This window comes from Pseudomonas sp. 2822-17, from assembly GCF_002742485.1.
GTDB lineage: Bacteria > Pseudomonadota > Gammaproteobacteria > Pseudomonadales > Pseudomonadaceae > Aquipseudomonas > Aquipseudomonas cyclaminis.
On the sequence record NZ_LJRZ01000447.1, the window covers coordinates 123874 to 146156 of the forward strand.

Genomic DNA, 22283 nt, shown 5'->3' on the forward strand with positions numbered 1-22283 from the left:
CAGCGGGAGCAAGCTCCCTCGCCACAGGTACGGTGTTCGTCCTTAACTGACTGGCATTAGGGCAAGCCCCCTCCCACATTTAGACCTGTGCTGCCCTTGAAAGCAGCGTCAGACCTCAAACAATAAACGAATACACCAACGCCGTAATCGCCACCAGGCCAACCGCCGTCACGAATACGTTGGACGCCTGCCCACGGTACTTGGCCATGGCCGGCACCTTGCGGATGGCGTACATCGGCATCAGGAACAGGATCGACGCAATGATCGGCCCGCCGAGGGTTTCGATCATGCCGAGGATGCTTGGGTTCAGCGTGGCAACGATCCAGCACACCACCAGCATAAAGGCAGCAGTCATGCGGTCCAGAGTCTTGGCCGCCGGACGACGACCACTCTTGAGCACCAAGCCCTTGAGGCCTTCACTGGCACCGATGTAGTGGCCCAGGAACGACTTGGCAATCGCCACGAATGCGATCAATGGCGCGGCAAACGCGATGGTCGGGTTGTTGAAGTGGTTGGCCAGGTACGACAGGATCGACAGGTTCTGCGCCTTCGCCTCAGCCAGTTGCGCCGGCGACAGGGTCAGCACGCAGCTGAAGACGAAGAACAGCACCATTACCACCATCAACAGGTGCGCGCGGGACAGGATCTGCGAGCTGCGCTCATCGGCGTGGGCGCCGTACTGGCGTTTCTGGTCAACCGCGAAGGCCGAGATGATCGGCGAATGGTTGAAGGAGAACACCATCACCGGAATCGCCAGCCACAGGGTATTGAGCAGCGCAGACGGCGCCGGGACCACACTGGCGGTGCTGAGGATGCCGCCGTTCCAGTTTGGGATCAGGTACACCGCGAGGAACAGCAAGGCGACGATAAACGGGTACACCATCAGGCTCATGGCCTTGACGATCACCTGCTCACCGCAACGCACCACGGCCAGCAGGCCAAGGATCAACACAAACGACAGGATCGCCCGTGGCGGCGGCAAGATGTGCAGTTGGTGTTCCATGAAGCTGCTGACCGTGTTGGTCAGCGCCACGCTGTAGATCAACAGGATCGGAAAGATGGCGAAAAAGTACAGCAAGGTGATCAGTGCACCCGCCTTGATACCGAAATGTTCTTCCACCACGTCAGTGATGTCCGAACCTTCACGCCCGGAGAGTACGAAACGGGTCAGGCCACGGTGGGCAAAGAACGTCATCGGAAACGCCAGCACCGCCAGGATCAGCAGCGGCCAGAAGCCACCCAGGCCGGCGTTGATGGGCAGAAACAAAGTACCGGCGCCGATGGCCGTGCCGAACAGACCGAGCATCCAGGTGGTGTCCTGGCGGCTCCAGCTTGTGAGGGTTGCAGGTGTCGTTGCATAGCGTTCGTCGACGCTATTGGCCTGATCATTCATCCGGTCGGATCTCCGCATTTACACGGCCGGGACGAGTCAGAAAAACCTGACAGGCAGCGCCCCGACCATAGAAGGGGCCGGATTGTCCGGGATTCTTGTGAATAAGCAAAGACTTAGCTGAGGAATGGTAGTCCCGTGCCGCTGCGGCAGTCCTTGCATCAACCCCCTATAAAATGTCGCATACTCTCTCTTCCATACCGCCTCCCCAAGGAAGAGCCGTCCGATGACCACCACTGTCCTGGTCCTGGTTGAAACCATCAACGACTACCTGCCCATTATCGAGAGCAACGACTTTCATGTGATCCTGGCGCCGACGCCCGCCGAGCGCGCCCAGGCCATCAAGGTTCACGGCGGCCAGATCCAGGCCGTCCTGACCCGTGGCCCGCTGGGTTTGTATGCCGAGGAAATCGCTGCCCTGCCGTTGCTGGAAATTATCTGCGTGATCGGCGCCGGCTATGAACATGTGGACCTGCAGGCGGCCAGCAACCGCGGGATCGTGGTCACCAACGGCGCCGGGGTGAACGCCCCGTCGGTAGCGGACCACGCCATGGCGCTGTTGCTGTCCCTGGTGCGCGGCATCCCGCAGACCGATGCCGCCGTGCGACGTGGGGAATGGCCCAAAGTGATGCGCCCTTCCCTCGGCGGCAAGCAGTTGGGCATTCTCGGGCTGGGCGCCGTGGGCCTGGAGATCGCCAGGCGCGCCGCCCTCGGATTTGGCATGGAGGTGAGCTATCACAACCGCCAGCCCCGTGACGATGTGGACTACACCTACTGCGCCACGGCGGTGGAACTGGCGCGCACTTCGGATTTCCTGATCCTGGCCACGCCTGGAGGCCCGAGCACCCGTCACCTGATCGATCGTCTCGCCCTGGATGCTTTGGGGCCCAATGGCTACCTGGTGAATATCGGCCGTGGCAGCGTGATCGTCACCGCCGACCTGATCACTGCCCTTGAACAACGTCGCATTGGTGGTGCCGCGCTGGATGTGTTCGACGACGAACCCAATGTCCCCGACGCTCTCAAGCACCTGAGCAATGCCGTGCTCACCTCCCATGTGGCGGGCCTGTCGCCGGAAGCCGCCCACGACACCGTGCAACGGGTGGCCGACAATCTGGTGGAGTACTTCGCCGGCCGAGCGGTGCTCACCCCCGTAGCCTTGCCCGCGCCCGTAAAATGACCGATCAGGCACGCTGATCGCCCGCCAACACGCTAACCTATTAAGCCGCCCCGACCTTGTCGCTGGGCGGTTGTGCGCATTAGATTAGGAAATAGTCCAAGGCCTTTAGAATAAGCAGAAGGGATAAGCATGGCGCTGAATGACCAATCGACCCAGATTCGCCCAGGCGAAGAACTTGATGCCAGCCTGATCGATCCCTACCTCAAGGCCCATATCCCTGGCCTGAGCGGCACGCCCACGATCAGCCAATTTCCCGGCGGCGCGTCGAACCTGACTTACCTGCTGGAATACCCCGACCAGGAGTTCGTCCTGCGCCGCCCGCCGTTTGGTCACAAGGCCAAGTCCGCCCACGACATGGGCCGCGAATACCGCATTCTCAACCAGCTCAAAGACGGCTTCCCTTATTGCCCCAAGGCCTACGTGCATTGCACCGATGACTCGGTGATCGGCGCCGAGTTCTACGTGATGGAGCGCGTCAACGGCATCATCCTGCGCTCCGACCTGCCACCCGAACTGGGCCTGGACGCGACCAGCACCGAAGCCCTGTGCAAGAGCTTCATCGACAAGTTCGTCGAGCTGCATCAGGTGGACTACAACGCCTGCGGCCTGGCCGACCTGGGCAAGCCCGAAGGTTATGTGGCGCGCCAGATCCGTGGCTGGAGCGACCGCTACGAAAAAGCCCTGACCCCCGATGCGCCAAAATGGGAGGCGGTACGCGCCTGGCTCAATGACAAGATGCCAGCCGACCACGCCACATCCAGCATCGTGCACAACGACTACCGCTTCGATAATGTGATCCTGGACCCGCACAACCCGATGCAGATCATCGGCGTGCTGGACTGGGAACTGACCACCCTCGGCGATCCGTTGATGGATCTGGGCAACACCCTCGCCTATTGGATCGAAGCGGCGGACCCGGCCCCGGTGCAACTGATGCGCCGCCAGCCGAGCAATGCGCCCGGCATGCTGACCCGCCGCGAGTTCGTGGATTACTACGCCGAACGCTCAGGCATCCAGATCGACAATTTCGACTTCTACTACACCTACGGCCTGTTCCGCCTGGCCGGCATCGTGCAGCAGATCTACTACCGCTTCTTCCATGGCCAGACCCAGGACAAACGCTTTGCGCAGTTCATTCACATGAACAAGCTGCTGGAGCAGATGAGCCTGAGCGTCATCGCTAAATCAGCCCTCTGATCGCACAAAAACAAGGAACCCCCATGTCCAAGACTCATCTGTTCGACCTCGACGGCAAGATCGCGTTTGTCTCCGGCGCCAGCCGTGGCATCGGTGAGGCCATCGCCAGGTTGCTGGCCCAGCAAGGCGCCCATGTAATCGTCTCCAGCCGCAAGCTTGAAGGCTGCCAGCACGTGGCCGACGCGATCATCGCAGACGGCGGCAAGGCCACGGCGGTTGCCTGCCACATCGGTGAAATGGAGCAGATCACCCAGGTGTTCGCCGGCATTCGCGAACAGTTCGGCCGCCTGGATATCCTGGTCAACAATGCCGCCACCAACCCGCAGTTCTGCAACGTGCTGGACACCGACCTGGGTGCATTCCAGAAGACCGTTGACGTGAACATTCGCGGCTACTTCTTCATGTCGGTGGAAGCCGGCAAGCTGATGCGCGAAAACGGCGGTGGCAGCATCATCAACGTGGCTTCGATCAACGGCATCTCGCCGGGTGTATTCCAGGGCATCTACTCGGTGACCAAGGCCGCCGTGATCAACATGACCAAGGTGTTCGCCAAGGAATGTGCCGAGTTCGGCATCCGCTGCAATGCCCTGCTGCCCGGCCTGACCGACACCAAGTTCGCCTCGGCACTGGTGAAGAACGACGCGATCCTGAAAATGGCCCTGGCGCAGATCCCGCTCAAGCGCGTGGCCGACCCAAGCGAGATGGCCGGTGCGGTGCTGTTTTTGGCCAGTGATGCGTCCAGCTATACCACCGGCGTGTCGCTGAATGTGGATGGTGGTTTCCTGTCCTGACGCCAGCAAACAAGGGAGCGAACGTGCTCGCTCCCGATACCGCCCGCTAAGCTTAGAAATCGACCGGGCTCATGTCTATCTTGAAAATGCACAGCTTGCCTTCGGGAGTAGTGACGCCTAATAATTTGAATAATTGCCCATTACTCATGGCCTCGAAAACACGTTGTGCTGCAGGCAAATTGGGATCGGATGACTTCAATACATTGTGCACCCACGTGTTGGTCATTTGCCGTGAGCGTACTGTCGATCCGAGACTGACGCTGCCAAGCTTGCCGGCAGGGTTAGAGCTGACATGCTTGGCTTCCAGAAGATAGATACTTCCAGTCGGCCCTTCAAACACGCAATCGAAGCCATTCTGCCCTTCCCCGTAGGTTCCGCCGCGCAGCAACGTATACCCATCCTCGGTCAATCGGGCCGCATACATCTTTTCATTCAATTTACCCTTGCCCTTGTCGTCGCGGGCATTACGTACTGCTTTCCACTCTTCCAGCAGCACATTTTCGGACTGCGATCGCTCTCTCTCAGGATAGTACAGTTGCATTTGCCCGACGATGCGCTGCATGTTGAAGTTACCGTTTTTTGAGCATTTGATTGTTGCCAAACCTTGAAGCGCGTCAAATTTCGGCATTCCCGGCGGCAGCGCACTGTGAATTGACGCCAGACAGTCATAAGGGTAACCCTGCCGCCATATATAAGCGTCTATCAACGCGCCTTTTTCCGCTACCGGTGCACGGCGGATGTTCGGTTCACAAAACCCTATTATTTGCCGTAAATAACTGCGTACATAACTGTATGCCCGCTGGTCAATACTGCTATTAACCCAATCGAACGCTACCGTTCGCCCCGGATACCCGCAGATCGCTCGGGATGACTGAAGAAGATTCGGTATTTTATCGATGGCGAGTACCGGCACCCACGAGTCGGGGGCGCCGCCCATTTCAATGAAGATATCCGGTACGCTTTGAGTGCCTGGCCCGACCATTTTAAAATGCAAACGCGCGCTGTCGAACAAGACTTTGCAAAACCCGGAGTTCATCGATAAATACTGCACATTATTGATTGTATAAATACCCTCCTCCCCGATCCATCCAACCTTTTTCAGTACACCTGTCTTACCCACTGCAAACAGATCGGAAACTGCAAGAGGAACATTGCCTGACAAGTTCCCATAGTTGACATCCATAAAATATAGTTCGGCCCCGATCATGAAGGGTTTTTTTCTCTGAAATACAGGCACGTTCGTAAGCGGGACATTTACCGGCAATGTATAAAGATCAATATTCCAGACTGGGTCAATACGTGCGACGTTCGATAAACTAATAGTGTTCGCTGCAGCAGCCAGCGAGGCCGATGAAGTACTGTGACTCAATGAGGAAGAGGATGAACTGGCGCTTATGCTTGGGGAAGAAGAGGATGAGTCGATTGAAGTACCGGCGCGCCAAGTGTTCGACGCTTGCACCCGGTGAAGTGCCGGGCCGCGTACCTGGAGCGAACTGAGCGGCCGTTCTCGCCATTCGCCGGTGCTGGGATCGCGCTCGACAACAATCGTTGTTATCTCGTTCAGGTTGGGGCCGGTTTTAAGGTTTAAGTAAGTTCGCTCTTCAGACTCCCGCAGCCCGGTGACAGGATCAGGTGCCGGTATGGGGTCGCCAGGGGGAACGAACACAGCGCCTGAAGTGGCGTCGGAGGATGACGGCAAATCAATAATGCGCCGATAAGTCGCGCCAGATACGTCAGGAGAAAGATCACCTTGAACGGGTATGGCGACAGGCGGTCTGGGCCCGGCGGCGAAGTCAAAGACAGGCGAAGAAACCCGCGCGTCGGGAGCGGCACCGCTGGGGCGGTTGGTCGCGCGCCCTGGAGCCGACTGTAACGAGGGGGAAGTAAATTGCTTCATAGAATATCCTTAGACTATGTAATGACCGACTGAAATAGCCGCATTAAATTAACGTGAGCACGTCAACTTAAATTGAAATAACGAGTTGATCGGCCGAAACAGGCCGCATGCCGTCGGCCTTCAACTTCCAGTCATCAGCCGCAACATCATAATAAATACCTCCCAGCGTCCCATCGGCCATGTTGATACCCACTATCGGAATGAGAGGTACAAACACAGTGCTTCTTTGTCGGCTCTGACGTAATAACTTGAGCAGCCCGGCAACCGAGCTGCCAAGCGTGGCGGTCACCTGTGAGAGGTAGGCTTTTTTGATATCCAACCTGATGTCATAACGCGCCCCTTCCCTTGAGTGAATTCTTATATTTTCCAGCGGCACATCCGGATCGTCATACACGGGCACCTGTACCGAGACACTGCCGATTTTCAGGTGGCCGGCGCTGACAACAATACTGTCGATATCAACGCTCTCGACCAGCCCGGTACAGTAAACGTCCCATGTCGACGCATCAGACGTTTTACGCAAAGCGCCTGGGGTTGACAGTTCGATATTTGCCCAAGACGTTAGATAAACCTCATACACCCCACCTCGTCCTGACAACAGATAACTTGACGTGTGTGGTGCCTCACATAATTCCACCCGTTGTGGTCGGGCAGTCAAGTTTATGTTTTTGGCCCGTCGCGGCCTGAAGAATGGATAATGGCCGTACCTCAACACCAGCGAGCGCATACCATCGTCTACCGTATAACCTGGGCTGGCATGATCGCGAATATAAGACTGTGTGGGCGGCAACAGCCGATAAGAAACGCCGTTGCGCATAACTACTATAAACTCAGCGCGCAACTTGAATGCCGATGCCTGCAATGCCCCGCCGACACTTGTCCAGGTGGCGACCCGTTGCGCTGCATAGTCGTTAAGGCTAAGGATTCGACCGTCGTCGAATTTAAATGCGATCTGCGCATTTTCATAATACAAATATTCAAAATTACCGCATCGTCGCGACGACACGTCATAGCTCGTATACACCCCGGCGAGTTCACTACTGTCATAGTCCACATACAGGCAGCAGCGGGAGCGTTCATCAATGACACCCGTCTCAACGGTTGTCATGGCATGACCGCGGACGACAAAGTAATTACAACTGCCTGGCGCCAGAGTCACCGACTGACCAGGCCCCAGAATAACGGGGAATACCGTTGGGCCGGAGGGTACGACGACCTCCATGCTCACCTGCGGCTCCCCTGTCGCCTCCAATTCCTCAAGCAGCAACGGCACGATTCGATAGCCGTCCTGCGTCAGAAAGCTGAACAGTTTATTGACCAGACAACGCTTGCCGTCGCGTGCCACGTAGACGTTCTCGATAGTGACGCTGGGGCCTGGCCATTCGCCGTCCTGCCCCCTGGTGGACGTCACCTTCAGATCATTACCCGCTATCCACCAACGCTGAATACGGTTGAATGCCCAGTTAAGCAGAATGAGGCTCTGCTGCTGGCCATCCTCTTCAATAACGACATCCCTCGCACTCTCAGAGATTTCGTAGTAGTCGGCGCCTGGCCCACCGTTCACCCTGGCAGCCACGCCATTGATCAGTAACTGATCATCCCCTGCTTTAGCATCGGCGTTATCTTGGCGCCCCTTCAACACGATACGATTGGCTTCACCGGTACCGGTAACAACGCTGGAGGCACCCGCCAGGGTCGAAACATTTTCGATGCCCCACAGCCGCATAATCTGTTCACCGTTGCGCGCATTGTCGGTGACCAGATGCACAGTCCTCGCATCAAGGTTCACATTGAACCCGACAGCATCCGCCCGCCCTGCCACGCCGGCAAAGTTCAAGGTGTCGATGCCTGCGTTACCGATCAGATTCGAGATGGGCACAGGCGTCTCTACGGCAGCAAAGGTGCCCGGCGGCACGTTGAACATGAATTCATCGTTCTGGCTACCGCCAACCAGGTGCTTTTTGCCCTCGTCATAGTGGAAGTGGTTCGGGCCGTCACGCATGCCCGCCACAAAGTCGTTGCCCCCGCCGAGCAACCAGACCACACCTTTTTCAGGCCCCTTGGTGCCCCAGGTTGCATCGGGCAGTTGATCAATGGCCCCCGCTTGACCCGCGTCGATGTAGTCATCCGCATCCTGAATGACCGGCTCACGGACTTTCGTGTAGGGGCTCTCCCCCGCCTCATCATCCCATTGATACTTCCAATGCTGCACCGTCTGCAAGCGCACCTCGAACTTGCCATTGACAACGGCCTGCACACTGTCTTTCAGCTCGCCGTCAAGCAATGTTCTGGCCTGGGTCTTCAGGCTTGCTGAATAGACGCTGTGAGTGCGACTGATCTTGTAGCGATCAAGTACGCTTTCATCGAGTTCAATACCTGCAAACGAAAACCAGCCGCTGCGCAGACGCTCGTGGGTGCTCAGCTCGATGTAGTCATCTATCTCGTCCACCACTCGACCCGCCGCGTAGGCGCGCGCGCCGATGATCAGCAGCGCCGAGGCGAGCACACCCACCGGTCCGGCTGCACTGAACCCTGCCAACGCAGCCACCCCAAGCCCAATACTCAGCGTTGCGCTGGCGAGACTCAAACCGGCTTCGACGTACAAGTCCTGAGCTTCCTTGCCTTTTGACTTCAACGCATTTGAAAGAGCGATGCCCGCCTGGGCAAGATCAAAAGGCACGGTCAATATCGAAGCAATCAAACCAGCACCGCGCCGCAACAACAAACCGGCGCGCGATGCGCCAAAACCGCTGTAGGCCGCATGGGCGGCACCCATCATTTTTTTGCCGATACGCTCCAACGCCAGCTCAAGCCCCACGGACAACCCTTCCGCAGTCAACGCACCCGCCTCAAACAATAGCGTAGCGGTGTCGTCCGTTCTGATCGCTTCGCCTATACCTTGTATTGCACTGTAGAAACCGTAGAGCTGAAGGCCGGAACCCAGGGTTTGAACGCTGCCGCTTCTGACTTTGTCGGCCCAGGCCGGCAGAGAGTCTGCGGCACTCATGTCGTTAAGATTGACGTTTTGTACCGACTTCAAAAGTCGCTCCAACTTGGTGACCTGCGTAGCGGAAGCATGCGTGTCACTCAACAAGGCAGGCGCCACTTGCGAACGCAGTGATGCCAGTTCAAACAACGTCGCAGTGGCCTGGTTACCCGTGTCATCGCAACAGGCCGCCAGATACGTCTCAAGATGTGAAGCAGAAAATGTCACTTGGTCAATCAAGCCCTGATCCGCTTCACTGACCGTAAACCGCCGTTCGGAAAGCGGCGCTCCTGCCACACGCGCGCCCATTTTATCCAGGGCCACCCGGCTGGCCGATATCTCGCCAATACTCATCAGTCCCAGTTTTTTATCCAGATCCGTCAAAGCCTTTTGACGTTGCTGTGAGGCCGATGCAGCCTCTTGTTGCAACTCGTCCATAGAATGGAACTCCAGTCATCGACGATAAAAAATCGCCTGATCAATGCGAAAACCGCTTGCGCACTGGATCAATACTGAAGGGTTGCGTGGTGAACCTGAGGTGCATACATAAAGCGCAAACGCGGGGCTGATCACGCATTCGGGGGTTGCTGGCAACGCGACGGTTTACGCAGAGACCGTTTTGAGTGCACGCCCCCTGCGAGTAATCTTGGCGCAGATTCACGCCTTGGGATGAAACATGGAACTGCACATCGTCATCAAGGGCCGCAAGGACTTGGCGGCCCAGTTATATCAGCAACTGCGCGAAGCCATTGCCGCCGGGCGTCTCGCGGCAGGTGCGCAACTGCCACCCAGCCGCCTGCTGGCCGAGCAGTTGGGCGTCTCGCGCAAGACCGTCTCCGACACCTACGCCACGCTGACCTACGAAGGTCTGCTGGTGGGCAGGATCGGCCGAGGCACCTTCGTCAACGCGTGGGCGCCGCCTGCGGATCGCCTGCAAACCGCCACCGACCTGGCCTGTGCCGCCAACCTGGCGAAATGGCAAGCGCTGCCCTCACCCATGCGCCACCCCACCCGCGACAATACCCTGCGCTACGAGTTTCTCGGCGGCGCCACCAGCCACAACCAGTTCCCCCAGGATGAATGGCGACGCTGCACCCAGGACGCCCTGCGCCGTATCGCGCAGAACAGCGGTTTTTACAGCCAACCCGAAGGCTTGCCGGCACTGCGCAGTGCGATTGCCGGGCATATCGCGTTTTCCCGGGGCGTCAACTGCCGCGACGATGACATTGTCGTCACCAACGGCGCGCAGCAGGCGCTGGACCTGCTGGCCCGCGTGGTGCTGGAACCGGGCAGCATCGTCGCCATGGAAGATCCCGGTTACAGCCCCGCACGCCAGTTGTTCCAGGCGATGGGCGCCAGCGTCGCCAGTGTGCCGGTGGATGACCAAGGCATTCGGGTGGATCAGATCCCCGATGGCACACGGCTGATCTACGTCACGCCCTCCCACCAGTTCCCCCTGGGCATGCCCATGAGCCTGCCACGTCGGGAAGCCCTCTTGGCCCGTGCTTTCGCGCTGGGCGCAATCATCATCGAAGACGACTACGACAGCGAGTTTCGCTACGAAGGCCGCCCTACCGACTCCCTGCAAAGCATGGACACCCGTGGCGTGGTCACTTACGTCGGCACCTTCTCCAAAACCCTGCTTCCCGAGCTGCGCCTGGGGTATCTGGTGTTGCCGCCGGCGATTTATGGCGCGGTGGTCAAGGCCAAGCAATTGACCGACCAGCACAGCTCCACATTGCCGCAGTGGGCGCTGGCCAAGTTCATCAGCGAGGGCTATTTGCTCAAGCATATCCGCCGCTGCCACACCGTATACGCCGGGCGCCGCGAGCGCATCCTGCAACGCCTGGCCGGGGACTTGTCGCCGTGGTTCGAAGCCGTACCCACCGTGGCGGGGTTTCATATGGCGGCGCTGTGCAAGGTGCCGGTGAATATTGCGTTGCTGATGACCTTGGCGCGTCAGGTCGACGTGGGTGTGTATCCGCTGGACGTGTTCTTTCACGACGCACCGGTGCGACCTGGGTTGATTATTGGATTCGGGGCCATCGAAACCCTGGACATCGACCCGGCACTGGACAAGGTGCGCGACATTCTCCAACAGATTGGCTAGGGGTTTTTCCGGCGCATTGGTCATTGGTCGGCAAAGCGCTGCGGCGTAGGGTGGACAGGTCTCGAATCACTTCCACATTTATCAGGGGCGTTTGAACTGGCGTCGCAGGTCTTCAATCTGCTGGCGGCACACGCACCCTTCAAGGTGATCATTGACCATCCCCATCGCCTGCATCAGCGCATACATCGTAGTGGGCCCCACGAACGTCCAGCCGCGTTTTTTCAAGGCCTTGGACAGTCGCACCGAAGCCGATGAGGTCGGATTAGCCGCCCAATAAGCCAGGTCCACCGTGGCGGGGCGCTCTTCAGGACCGGGCTCGAACGCCCACAACCACCGCGCCAGCGACCCGGTTTCATCCACCAGCTCACACGCCCGGCGCGCATTGTTGATGGTCGACACGATCTTCGCCCGATTACGCACAATGCCCGGGTCCTGCATCAAGCGTTCGATATCGGCCTCGCCATACTGCGCCACCCGACGAAAATCAAAGCCGTCGAACGCCTGCCGGAAGCTGTCGCGCTTGCGCAAAATGGTGATCCACGCCATTCCCGCCTGAAAGCCTTCCAGGCAAATCTTTTCGTACAGCTGGACATCATCCGCCACCGGCACGCCCCACTCGTGGTCGTGGTAACGCGGGTATTCCGGCGCCGAGGTGCGCCAGCTGCAATGGCTGTGGCCCGCTGCGTCAGTGGTCAATCCTGGAGTATCCATCCCTTACCTCATAAGCCGAGCGGCGGATGATAGACGAAATTTTTTCCACCCTGCCAACCGCTCAAGCACCACCCTCAGCGACCAACTGGTCAGACCGGGACTTGTCAATCACCCAATAATGACTTGTGGTTTCGAAAAAACCCGGCGTAGACTGGGCTCGCACTGGACTTACCGGTATGACCACAACAATTAAGCCCTGGAACCACCAGGGCACCGAATAGAGATCCCTCCCATGCTCAGATGGTGCTCGCGTTCGATTTTCCTGCAAGTCGTGATTGGCCTGATGTTAGGCATCATCTGCGGCCTGGCCCTTCCCGAATTCTCTTCGCAACTCAAACCCCTCGGCGATGGCTTTATCAAGCTGATCAAAATGCTGATTGGCCTGATCGTGTTCTGCGTGGTGGTCAGTGGCATTTCCGGCGCCGGCGACTTGAAGAAAGTCGGCCGCATCGGCCTCAAGTCGGTGATCTACTTTGAAATCCTCACCACCATTGCCCTGGTGATCGGCCTGATCATGGCCTTCAGCACCGGTATCGGCCAAGGCGCCAATATCCACCTGGAACAGCTCTCCTCTGCGGGCCTCAATGAACTGGCCGACAAGGGCCAGCACATCAAAGGCACCAGCCAGTTCCTGATGGACCTGATCCCCAACTCGGTGATCGGCGCATTTGCCGACAACAACGTGCTGCAAGTACTGCTGTTCTCGGTGCTGTTCGGCAGCGCGCTGAACCTGGTGGGCGAAGCGGCCTCGGGCATCACTCGGCTGATCAATGAACTGAGCCACGTGATCTTCCGCATCATGGGCATGATCGTGCGCCTGGCGCCGATTGGCGTGTTCGGCGCAATCGCCTTCACCACCAGCACCTACGGCCTGGATTCCCTGCAACACCTGGGCAGCCTGGTTGGCCTGTTCTACCTGACCTGCTTTGCCTTCGTCGCGCTGATCCTCGGCCTGGTGATGCGCCTGTCGGGCCTGCGCATGCTGCCGCTGCTCAAGTACCTGCGCGAGGAACTGCTGATCGTGATGGGGACCGCGTCCTCCGACGCCGTGCTGCCCCAGGTCATGCGCAAACTCGAACACCTCGGAATCGGCAGCTCCACCGTCGGCCTGGTGATTCCAACGGGTTACTCGTTCAACCTCGACGGTTTCTCGATCTACCTGACCCTGGCCATCGTCTTTATCGCCAACGCCACCGGCACACCGCTGTCGATGACCGATTTACTGACCATCCTGCTGGTGTCGTTGATCACCTCCAAAGGCGCCCACGGGATTCCCGGCTCGGCGCTGGTGATTCTGGCGGCAACGCTGACAGCAATCCCGGCGATTCCGGTGGTGGGCCTGGTGCTGGTACTGGCGGTGGACTGGTTCATGGGCATTGGCCGCGCATTGACTAACCTGATCGGCAACTGCGTCGCCACCGTGGCCATTGCCCGCTGGGAAAAAGACATCGATATCCAACGCGCCAATAAGGTGTTGGACGGCCAGCAAGGGTATGCCTTCCAGGCCAAGAAGCCGGTGTTACCGGCGCATCAAGAGTTCTGATCCGCTTTCAAGCACGACACAAATCAATATGGGAGAGGGCTTGCCCCCACCCACATTGGTTCATCACAAGATTTACTGCTGTATTAGCAAAATTAAGGAAGTATCGACGTGATCAGCACCTCAACCGTCGTCAATTCAGTCGTAGAGAAACTGCGCGCCGCCTTGGCGCGGGGCCAGTGGCGTCGTGGCGAAATGCTGCCCGGCCAACGTGAACTGGCTGAACAGATGGGCATCAGCCGCCCCAGCCTGCGCGAGGCGGTGATCGTACTGGAAACCCTCGGCCTCGTGCGCTCGATGCCCGGCAAAGGTGTGGTGGTGCTGGAAACCAGCGTCAGCGAGCCCCAATCCAGCGACGCCGTGGCCGACGCCAGCCTCGAAGACATCCTGCAACTGCGCTACACCCTCGAACCCTTCATCGTCGGTCTCGTTGCCCAATCCATCAGCAGCAAGGAAGTCGGCCAGTTGCGCCTGACGCTGATGGACATGCGCGAAGCCCTCGACGCCGGGGACGCCGAAGCGGGGATGAACGCCTACATCGCCTTCCACGAAGAGCTGTTCGCCCTCACCTCCAACCCGATCTTCCAGAACGTGGTGCAACAGACCAGCAACGCCCTCAAGCAAAGCGCCCAGGTGCTGCGCAATTCGCCGGAACACCTGGCCGAGCGCCTGCAGGAAAACGACGCCGTGGTACGCGCCATCCGCAATAAAAACAGCGCCCTGGCCAGCGCCGAAATGCGCAAGCACATCCTCCAGGAAGGCTTGCGCATGGGTATCCGCTTGAACATCCCGGACGACCATCTGGGCAGCTGACTTTTTGGAGACGACCATGACCGCCCACGCCCTGCACCGCGAGCCCTTCCTCCCTGCCCTGCGCCTGGTTGCCGGTAAAAAGCCCTCGGTGGACGACATCTACCCACGGCTGTTCGACGCGATCCTCGAACAACGCATCGCCCCGGCCAGCCGGTTTACCGAAGAAAGCCTGGGTGAAACCTTTGGCGTAAGCCGCAGTGTGATTCGCCGGGTGTTGGCCAAGCTGTCCCATCAGCAAGTGATCATCCTGCGCCCCAACCAGCGCGCCCAAGTGGCGGCACCGGATGCGCAGCAGACCCGGCAGATCCTCGAAGCACGGCGCATGACCGAAATGACCGTGGTGCAACTGGCCTGTGCCCAGGCGACATCCTCGCAAATACGCCAACTGCGCGAGCTGATCGCCCGTGAACGTGAGTGCATAGAACGCGACCAGCGTGGGCCGGCGATTCGCTTGTCGGGGGAGTTTCACCTGCACTTGGCGGCCATTGCGGCGAATGGGCCACTGGCGCAGTTTTTGAACAGCCTGGTGCCGTTGACGTCGTTGGTCATTGCACAATTTGAAGCGAAAGCCTGCACGTATTGCGCGTGGCAGGAGCATGTGGCGATTGTGGATGCGGTGGAACAACGGGATTCGGCAACAGCAATGACATTGATGACCCAACACCTCGATCACCTGGAAGCCAAGTTGCTGAAACACCACTGACCTCCCACATTGGCCCTCTATTGTTTGATAAAGAGCACTCCAACAAAAAGCCCCTGCATCTCACGATGCAGGGGCTTTTGTTCTAGCCGCTAAATCAAGCCGGTTGCAGCACCGACTGACCGCTCAACGCCAAGTCCAGCAACTCACGGTTGGCCACCGCGTACATGGCGTAGTCCGTGCCGACCGCAGCACGGATTTCCACCATCATGGCGACCCAGCGATCGGCCATGTCCTTGTGCTGCTCAAGCCACAGGGCCACACGGGCTTCCATGTCTTGTGGCGCGTCGGCCATTTGCAGGACAGAAATGGTGATCGCCCGTTGCTGCCAGTCCACGTCGTCGCGGAAGGCTTCGCGGGCCTGGGCCTGCCAATTGTTGGCAACCGGCAGATCACTGATCTGCTGCAGGTACCATGGCAAGTCCAGGGCGCTGCCAACGGCAAAGTAGGCCTTGGCCACTTCAGCGGCGTCATGCCCGGTCACGTCAGCGGCTTCGATGATTGGCAGCAAGGTATACAGGTGAGTCGTACCTGCAACCATGCGCGCCAACAATTCCGGCACGCCCGCTTCGGTGTAAGCCTGATAACGGTTCTGCCAACCTTCGCGGGTCGGGCCTTCGAGCAGTTCGTCGAGCTTGAGGCCCAACGCTGCCAGGTGCGGACCGAAGTGCGCGGTATCACGCCCGGCGTCCTGTTCGTTGCGACGGCTGCGCAGGAACCAGCGCGTGGCGCGACGGCCCAGGCGCATCAGCTCGTCCATCAACTGCAATTGCACGTCAGCGCTAACCTGGTGGTCCAGGGCTTCGATCTGACGGAACCAGTGCGGGAGGTGGAAAATGTCACGCACGATCACGTAGGCGCCGGCCACGTTCGCCGGGCTCATGCCGGTCGACTCTTTGAGTCGTTGAACGAAAGTGATGCCCATGTGGTTGACCAGGTCGTTGGCGATCTGGGTGCTGACAATCTCACGCTTGAGACGATGGCGACGCATGGCTTCGCCGAACTTGGCCACCAGGCTCGGAGGGAACGCGGTCTCCATGTCACGGGTCAGGTACTCGTCATCCGGCACCTGGGACTTGAGCAACGCTTCCTTGAGGTCGATCTTGCTGTACGAGATCAGTACCGACAGTTCCGGACGGGTCAGGCCCTTGCCGTTGGCGGCGCGCTCGATGAGCTGCTCCTCGGTCGGCAGGTACTCGATGGCGCGGTCCAGCTTGCCACGGCCTTCCAGGTCGCTCATCAGGCGCTTGTACTCGGCTGCTCGCTCATAAGCCTTGCGGGCGGCCAGGGACAGGGCCTGCGTCTGCTTGTAGTTGTTGCCCAACACCAGGCTGCCGACTTCGTCGGTCATGCTCGCCAGCAACTGATTGCGTTGCTTGTCGGTCATGTCACCGGCCTGCACCACTTCGTTGAGCAGGATCTTGATGTTCACTTCGTGGTCGGAGCAGTCCACGCCACCGGCGTTGTCGATGAAGTCGGTGTTGGAACCGCCGCCATTGAGGCCGAATTCCACACGACCCAGTTGGGTCATGCCGAGGTTACCGCCCTCGCCCACCACCTTGCAGCGCAGTTCGTTGCCGTTGACACGCAGCGCGTCGTTGGCCTTGTCGCCCACATCGGCGTGGCTTTCGGTGCTGGCCTTGACGTACGTACCGATACCACCGTTCCACAACAGGTCCACCGGCGCCTTGAGCAAGGCGTTCAGCAGTTCGGTCGGGGTCAGCTTGTCGGCCGAGATGTCGAAGCGTTCTTTCATCTGTGGCGAGATGGCAATGCTCTTCGCGCTGCGCGAGAAGATGCCGCCGCCTTCGGACATGATGCTGGTGTCGTAGTCGGTCCAGGCCGAACGCGGCAGCTCGAACATGCGCTGACGCTCGACGAAGCTGGTCGCCGGGTTCGGGTTTGGATCGATGAAGATGTGCAGGTGGTTGAAGGCGGCGACCAGTTGCAGCTTGTCGGACATCAACAGACCGTTACCGAACACGTCACCGGCCATATCGCCGACGCCCACCACAGTGATGCTGTCTTCCTGCACATTGATGCCGCGCTCACGGAAGTGACGCTGCACGCCGACCCACGCGCCCTTGGCAGTGATGCCCATTTTCTTGTGGTCGTAACCGGCGGAACCACCGGAAGCGAACGCATCGCCCAGCCAGAAGCCGTAGTCGATGGCAATGCCGTTGGCGATGTCGGAGAAGGTCGCAGTGCCCTTGTCCGCTGCCACCACCAGATACGGGTCATCGTCGTCATGACGTACCACATTCAACGGCGGCACCAGCGCGCCGTCCTTGAGGTTGTCGGTGATGTCCAACAGGCCCGAAATGAAGATGCGGTAGCAGGCGATGCCCTCGGCCGCGATCTCGTCACGGCTGCCGCCCAGTGGCAGGCGACGCGGCAGGAAGCCGCCTTTGGCGCCCACCGGCACGATCACCGAGTTCTTCACCTGCTGGGCTTTTACCAGGCCGAGCACTTCGGTACGGAAGTCTTCTTCACGGTCGGACCAGCGCAGGCCGCCACGCGCAACGTTGCCAAAGCGCAGGTGCACACCTTCAACCCGTGGCGAGTAGACGAAGATTTCAAACTTCGGCACCGGCTTGGGCAGCTCAGGGATCGCACGCGGGTCGAACTTGAAGCTGAAGTACGACTTGTTCTGGCCGTTGGCGTCGGTCTGGTAGAAGTTGGTACGCAGGGTGGCCTTGATCAGGTCCAGGTAGCGACGCAGGATGCGGTCTTCGTTGAGCACCTGAACATCGTCCAGGGCGCTGAGGATCGCTTGTTCCAGGCGCAGCTGCTTGTCTTCCAGGTCGTCGGCGGTGAGCTTGCGTGCCAGGTAGAAGCGCGTCTTGAACAACCGGGTCAACTCGCGGGCGATGTCGGTGTGGTTGTTCAGGGTGCTGGCGATGTAACCCAGGTCAAACCCCAGGCGGATCTGCTTCAGGTAACGGGCGTAGGCACGCAGCAGCGCGACGTCGCGCCATGGCAGGCCGGCGGTCAGTACCAGGCGGTTGAACGCATCGTTTTCTGCATCGCCGTGGACGATGTGCACGAACGCGTCCTGCAGGGTGTCGTTGAGCTGCTGGATATCCAGGTTCACGCCTTCGGCGGCGATGAACGCGAAGTCATGGATCCAGAACTCACGGCCATTGGCGTGACGCAGGCGGTACGGGAACTCACCCAGTACGCGCAGGCCGAGGTTTTCCAGGATCGGCAGCACGTCGGACAGCGCCAGCGGGGTGTCGGCGTGGTAGAGCTTGCAATGCAGCTCGCGTTGGCCGGAGACCTGGCCCAGCGGCTGATAGAAGCTCATCACCAGCGGGTTGGCTTCGGTCAGGCTGAGCAGGTGCTGCATGTCGACCACGGCCGAATGCGCCGCGAAACGCTCGCGATAGCCGGCCGGGAAGCCTTTCGGGAAGTCTGCCAGCACGTTGGTGCCGTGGGCTTCGCCGAAGCTTTCCACCACCAGGCTGGAGTAGTCGTCCTGCCAGCTGCGGCAGGCCTGCACCACTTCTTTTTCCAGTTGCAGCGGGTCGATGTCGAGGCGGTTCTTTGGATCTACCCGCAGAATCAGCTGCACGCGCGCCAGCACGGATTCGGAGAAGAAAGTCCAGAACTCGCAATCCGAGGCTTTCAGGCGATCCATCAGCACTTGCTGGATCTTCTGGCGCACTTCGGTGGAATAGATGTCACGCGGCACGTAGGCCAGGCAGTAGCAGAAACGACCGTACGGGTCTTTGCGCAGGAAGACGCGGATCTTGTTGCGTTCCTGGATCTGCACGATGGACATCACGGTGCTGAAGAGTTCGTCGACCGGGGTCTGGAACAGGTCGTCACGGGGCAGTACTTCAACGACCTGGGCCAGTTCCTTGCCCAGGTGCGCCTTGGCCTGGAAGCCCGAGCGGCGTTCGATCTCGGCCACTTTGCGACGGATGTACGGGATGACGCGCACGCTTTCGCCATACACCGAAGAGGTGTACAGGCCCATGAAGCGGTGTTCCTTGATCACCTTGCCGTCGGCATCGATCTCGCGGATCGACACGTAGTCCGGGTAAGCCGGGCGGTGTACGCGGCTCGGATGCGCAGCCTTGGCGAACGACAGCACGGTCGGTTCACGCAGGTAGGACACGGCGTAGTCTTCGATGCGCAGGTCGTCGGCGGTGAGGCCGGCGCGCAGCAGCTTGGTCAGACCGAGGAACGAGCTGGCGTCATATTCGATATGCCCGCCATCCGCCTCGTCACGTACCACGAATTCTTCGTAGCCCAGGAAGGTGAAGTGGTTGCCCACCAGCCATTCCAGGAAGTTCTTGATCTCGGCTTTTTCTTCGCCGTCGATGCTGAACTGGCTGGCGTCGATGCCGGCCAGCAGGTCCTGGACCTTGGCTTTCATCGGTTCGAAATCGGCTACGGCCACCCGCACTTCGCCCAGCACCTGCTCAAGCTCTTTGCTCAACACGCTCAGTTCGGCGGCGTTGGCGCAGCGGTCGATTTCCAGGTACATCAGCGATTCTTGCTCGACGCCTTCGCCCTGGGTGCCTTTTGGCAGGATTTCCAGCAACTCGCCTTTGTTCCCACGGCGCACGCTGAGCACGGTGGTTTGCAGGGTGTGGATGCTGTAGCCGCGACGGTTCAGCTCGGTACGCACCGAGTCCACCAGGAACGGCAGGTCATGGTGCAGCACTTCGACCGCGGTGTGGGTCGACTGCCAGCCATGACGTTCGTAATCGGGGTTATAGACCCGCACTTGCGGTTGGGTGTGATCAAAGCGCTCAAGCAGGCGCCAGGCAGACAGGGTGCAACCGGCCAGGTCGGAAAGGCGACGCTGGGTCAGTTCGTCCAGGGAAATGATGCCGAAGAATTGTTCAGCGAACAGCGCCACTTGTGGCAGTGCCTGTTCACTGATGTGCTGCGCCAGTGCCGCTTGCAGTTGATGCTGGAAGTCGGCCTTGCTGGCTGCGGTGAAGAACGCCATCTGTGGTACTCCGCTTGGGCTTGTTATTGATGGAAGCGTCGCGTGTTATCCCCTTGCGGGGAGACCGTCACCTGGATTCGCAGGTCATTACTCAAACACCATAACGAATTCAGAGTGACAGGTGGGTGAAGCTGGACAAGACAGTCAGGTCACATACAACTTCCATAAGATGCACACCTTGCCGGGTGACGGTACGACGGGCAGGTCAGGCGCCTGGAACATGCGCATCCGTTGCGCAGCTTAACGAGTGTAGGAGGACTGCTCTTGCAATGCTGCGACATATTCGGTCATCAGTAAGCAGGGTTCGGGTTGCGACGAGTGCAACCCCACATTCCCACCCGTTAAAAAACGCAACTTTCAAAGCTGCGAGTGCCGAAAATGACTGGTTTTGCCCGTCAGGTCATAACGCATGTGTGACACAGGATGCAGCAGAAAATTCGCCGCAATGGCACAATCGCACCTTGCAACGCCCTCTCCCAGACAGGATTCCCCATGCTGCAGCTGAAAACCGACGCCCTGATGGCCACTCCATGCGACGACGAAGAAGACAACATGGCCATGCTCTGCTGCCACAGCGCGAACGGCGAAATGTTCATGTTGACCCGCTATCCGGATGAAGACGAAGTCGAGCTGACCTGGGATTATGAACCGTCGATCCTGGACGGGCTGAAGGTCACGTTGGGCGACACGACCCTGTTGGTAGAGCTGGCGGCAGGTGATGCCGATGCGTTGGGCGGCAAGGACCAACTGCAGATCACCCACGCCACCGCCGCGTCGGACATGGCCGAGCTGGAACAAACCCTGCAGAACATCCTCAAGGGCACCGGCACCTTCAACCGAACTTGAGAGCACCAAAATTCAAATGTGCGAGGGGGCTTGCCGCCTCCCACATTGACCCTGTTCCAAAACAAAATTCCTACAAGTTTTGCCAAAAATACCCGTAACGCCGTTAGTCGCCACCCCCCGCGATGCATTAAAGTAGACGCCCCAGGCCTTGGCAGTTTCCACACGCACAGGCCCCTCTCTCCAGGAACCGTCATCGATGGAACATCGTGAAGCGCTGCTTGCGCTGCGAACCTTTCTTTCTACGCAGATTCTCGGCCAGGAAAAACTCATCGATCGCCTGCTGATCGCCCTGCTCGCCGACGGCCATATGCTGGTGGAAGGCGCACCGGGACTGGCCAAGACCAAGGCCATCAAAGAGTTGGCCGAAGGGATCGAGGCGCAGTTCCATCGCATCCAGTTCACCCCCGACCTGTTGCCCGCCGACATCACCGGCACCGAGATCTATCGCCCGGAAACCGGCAGCTTCGTGTTCCAGCAAGGGCCGATATTCCACAACCTGGTGCTGGCGGACGAAATCAACCGTGCCCCGGCCAAGGTCCAGTCGGCGCTGCTTGAGGCCATGGCCGAGCGCCAGGTCAGCGTCGGGCGCAGCACTTACGAGCTGTCGCCGCTGTTTTTGGTGATGGCCACGCAAAACCCCATCGAACAGGAAGGCACCTACCCGCTGCCCGAAGCCCAGCTCGACCGGTTCCTGATGCACGTCAAGATCGGCTTTCCCGATGCGGCCGTCGAGCGCCGTATCCTGCAACAGGCCCGTGGTGAAGCCCTCAACGGCGAAACCAAGCCCGAGCGCCGCGTCAGCCAGCAGGCAATCTTCGCCGCGCGCAAGGAAATCCTCGGCCTGTACATGGCCGATGCGGTGGAGGAATACCTGGTGCAACTGGTCATGGCCACGCGCACCCCGGCCAAGTTCGACCCGGAGATGGCCGAGTGGATTGCCTACGGCGCCAGCCCACGTGGCTCCATCGCCCTCGACCGCTGCGCCCGTGCCCACGCCTGGCTGGCCGGACGCGACTTTGTGAGCCCAGAGGATATTCAGGCCGTGCTGTTCGACGTGCTGCGCCACCGCATCATTCTGTCGTTCGAGGCCGAAGCGGCCGGGATTGACCAGGACCGCGTGGTGCAACGCATTCTTGACGTCGTTGCCGTCGCTTGA

At 59.4% G+C, this 22283-nt stretch carries 14 protein-coding genes; 9 read left to right on the plus strand and 5 right to left on the minus strand.

Going from position 1 to position 22283, the window contains the following annotated elements:
- Positions 1 to 115: 115 nt before the first annotated feature.
- Positions 116 to 1393 (minus strand): serine/threonine transporter, encoded by a 1278-nt coding sequence (locus tag AOA60_RS16575; RefSeq protein ID WP_099585365.1) that lies wholly within the window; start codon positions 1391 to 1393, stop codon positions 116 to 118.
- A 223-nt stretch (positions 1394 to 1616) separates the two neighbouring features.
- Between AOA60_RS16575 and AOA60_RS16580 the strand changes: the two genes are divergently transcribed.
- The 3 genes from AOA60_RS16580 (at position 1617) to AOA60_RS16590 (ending at position 4558) form a co-directional block, all read left to right on the plus strand.
- Positions 1617 to 2570, plus strand: a complete 954-nt coding sequence (locus AOA60_RS16580; RefSeq protein ID WP_099585366.1) for a 2-hydroxyacid dehydrogenase — start codon at positions 1617 to 1619, stop codon at positions 2568 to 2570.
- Between the two features lie 129 nt (positions 2571 to 2699).
- Entirely contained in the window at positions 2700 to 3767 is a 1068-nt protein-coding gene (locus tag AOA60_RS16585; RefSeq protein ID WP_099585367.1) for a phosphotransferase family protein, read from the plus strand.
- Between the two features lie 23 nt (positions 3768 to 3790).
- Positions 3791 to 4558, plus strand: a complete 768-nt coding sequence (locus AOA60_RS16590; protein WP_099585368.1) for an SDR family oxidoreductase — start codon at positions 3791 to 3793, stop codon at positions 4556 to 4558.
- A 52-nt stretch (positions 4559 to 4610) separates the two neighbouring features.
- Here AOA60_RS16590 and AOA60_RS32280 read toward each other — a convergent pair whose 3' ends face one another.
- Together AOA60_RS32280 and AOA60_RS16605 are read right to left on the minus strand one after the other, a co-directional pair.
- Entirely contained in the window at positions 4611 to 6455 is a 1845-nt protein-coding gene (locus AOA60_RS32280) for a hypothetical protein (protein ID WP_143522456.1), read from the minus strand.
- A gap of 67 nt (positions 6456 to 6522) precedes the next feature.
- Positions 6523 to 9879 (minus strand): hypothetical protein, encoded by a 3357-nt coding sequence (locus tag AOA60_RS16605; protein ID WP_099585371.1) that lies wholly within the window; start codon positions 9877 to 9879, stop codon positions 6523 to 6525.
- Between the two features lie 238 nt (positions 9880 to 10117).
- Here AOA60_RS16605 and AOA60_RS16610 point away from each other — a divergent pair, with 238 nt between their 5' ends.
- Positions 10118 to 11551: a PLP-dependent aminotransferase family protein gene (locus AOA60_RS16610; protein ID WP_099585372.1), complete on the plus strand. Its 1434-nt coding sequence runs from the start codon at positions 10118 to 10120 to the stop codon at positions 11549 to 11551.
- 81 nt (positions 11552 to 11632) lie between these two features.
- Here the strand turns inward: AOA60_RS16610 and AOA60_RS16615 are convergent, their stop codons facing one another.
- Entirely contained in the window at positions 11633 to 12262 is a 630-nt protein-coding gene (locus AOA60_RS16615) for a DNA-3-methyladenine glycosylase I (protein ID WP_099585373.1), read from the minus strand.
- Positions 12263 to 12479: 217 nt separating this feature from the next.
- Here AOA60_RS16615 and AOA60_RS16620 point away from each other — a divergent pair, with 217 nt between their 5' ends.
- The 3 genes from AOA60_RS16620 to AOA60_RS16630 all read left to right on the plus strand — a co-directional run bounded on the left by AOA60_RS16620 (position 12480) and on the right by AOA60_RS16630 (position 15318).
- Positions 12480 to 13805, plus strand: coding sequence for a C4-dicarboxylate transporter DctA (locus AOA60_RS16620; RefSeq protein ID WP_174244871.1), 1326 nt, complete (start codon positions 12480 to 12482; stop codon positions 13803 to 13805).
- Positions 13806 to 13913: 108 nt separating this feature from the next.
- Entirely contained in the window at positions 13914 to 14615 is a 702-nt protein-coding gene (locus tag AOA60_RS16625; protein ID WP_099585375.1) for a FadR/GntR family transcriptional regulator, read from the plus strand.
- Positions 14616 to 14631: 16 nt separating this feature from the next.
- Positions 14632 to 15318 carry a GntR family transcriptional regulator gene (locus AOA60_RS16630; RefSeq protein WP_099585376.1) on the plus strand — a complete coding sequence of 229 codons (687 nt, stop codon included), beginning with the start codon at positions 14632 to 14634 and terminating at the stop codon, positions 15316 to 15318.
- A 94-nt stretch (positions 15319 to 15412) separates the two neighbouring features.
- Here the strand turns inward: AOA60_RS16630 and AOA60_RS16635 are convergent, their stop codons facing one another.
- Positions 15413 to 20281, minus strand: a complete 4869-nt coding sequence (locus AOA60_RS16635; protein ID WP_099585377.1) for an NAD-glutamate dehydrogenase — start codon at positions 20279 to 20281, stop codon at positions 15413 to 15415.
- 492 nt (positions 20282 to 20773) lie between these two features.
- Between AOA60_RS16635 and AOA60_RS16640 the strand changes: the two genes are divergently transcribed.
- Together AOA60_RS16640 and AOA60_RS16645 are read left to right on the plus strand one after the other, a co-directional pair.
- On the plus strand, positions 20774 to 21127 hold the full coding sequence (locus tag AOA60_RS16640; RefSeq protein WP_099585378.1) for a hypothetical protein: 354 nt from the start codon (positions 20774 to 20776) through the stop codon (positions 21125 to 21127).
- Positions 21128 to 21323: 196 nt separating this feature from the next.
- The gene (locus AOA60_RS16645) at positions 21324 to 22283 is read left to right on the plus strand and encodes a MoxR family ATPase (protein WP_017739127.1); all 960 of its coding nucleotides are present in this window, start codon (positions 21324 to 21326) and stop codon (positions 22281 to 22283) included.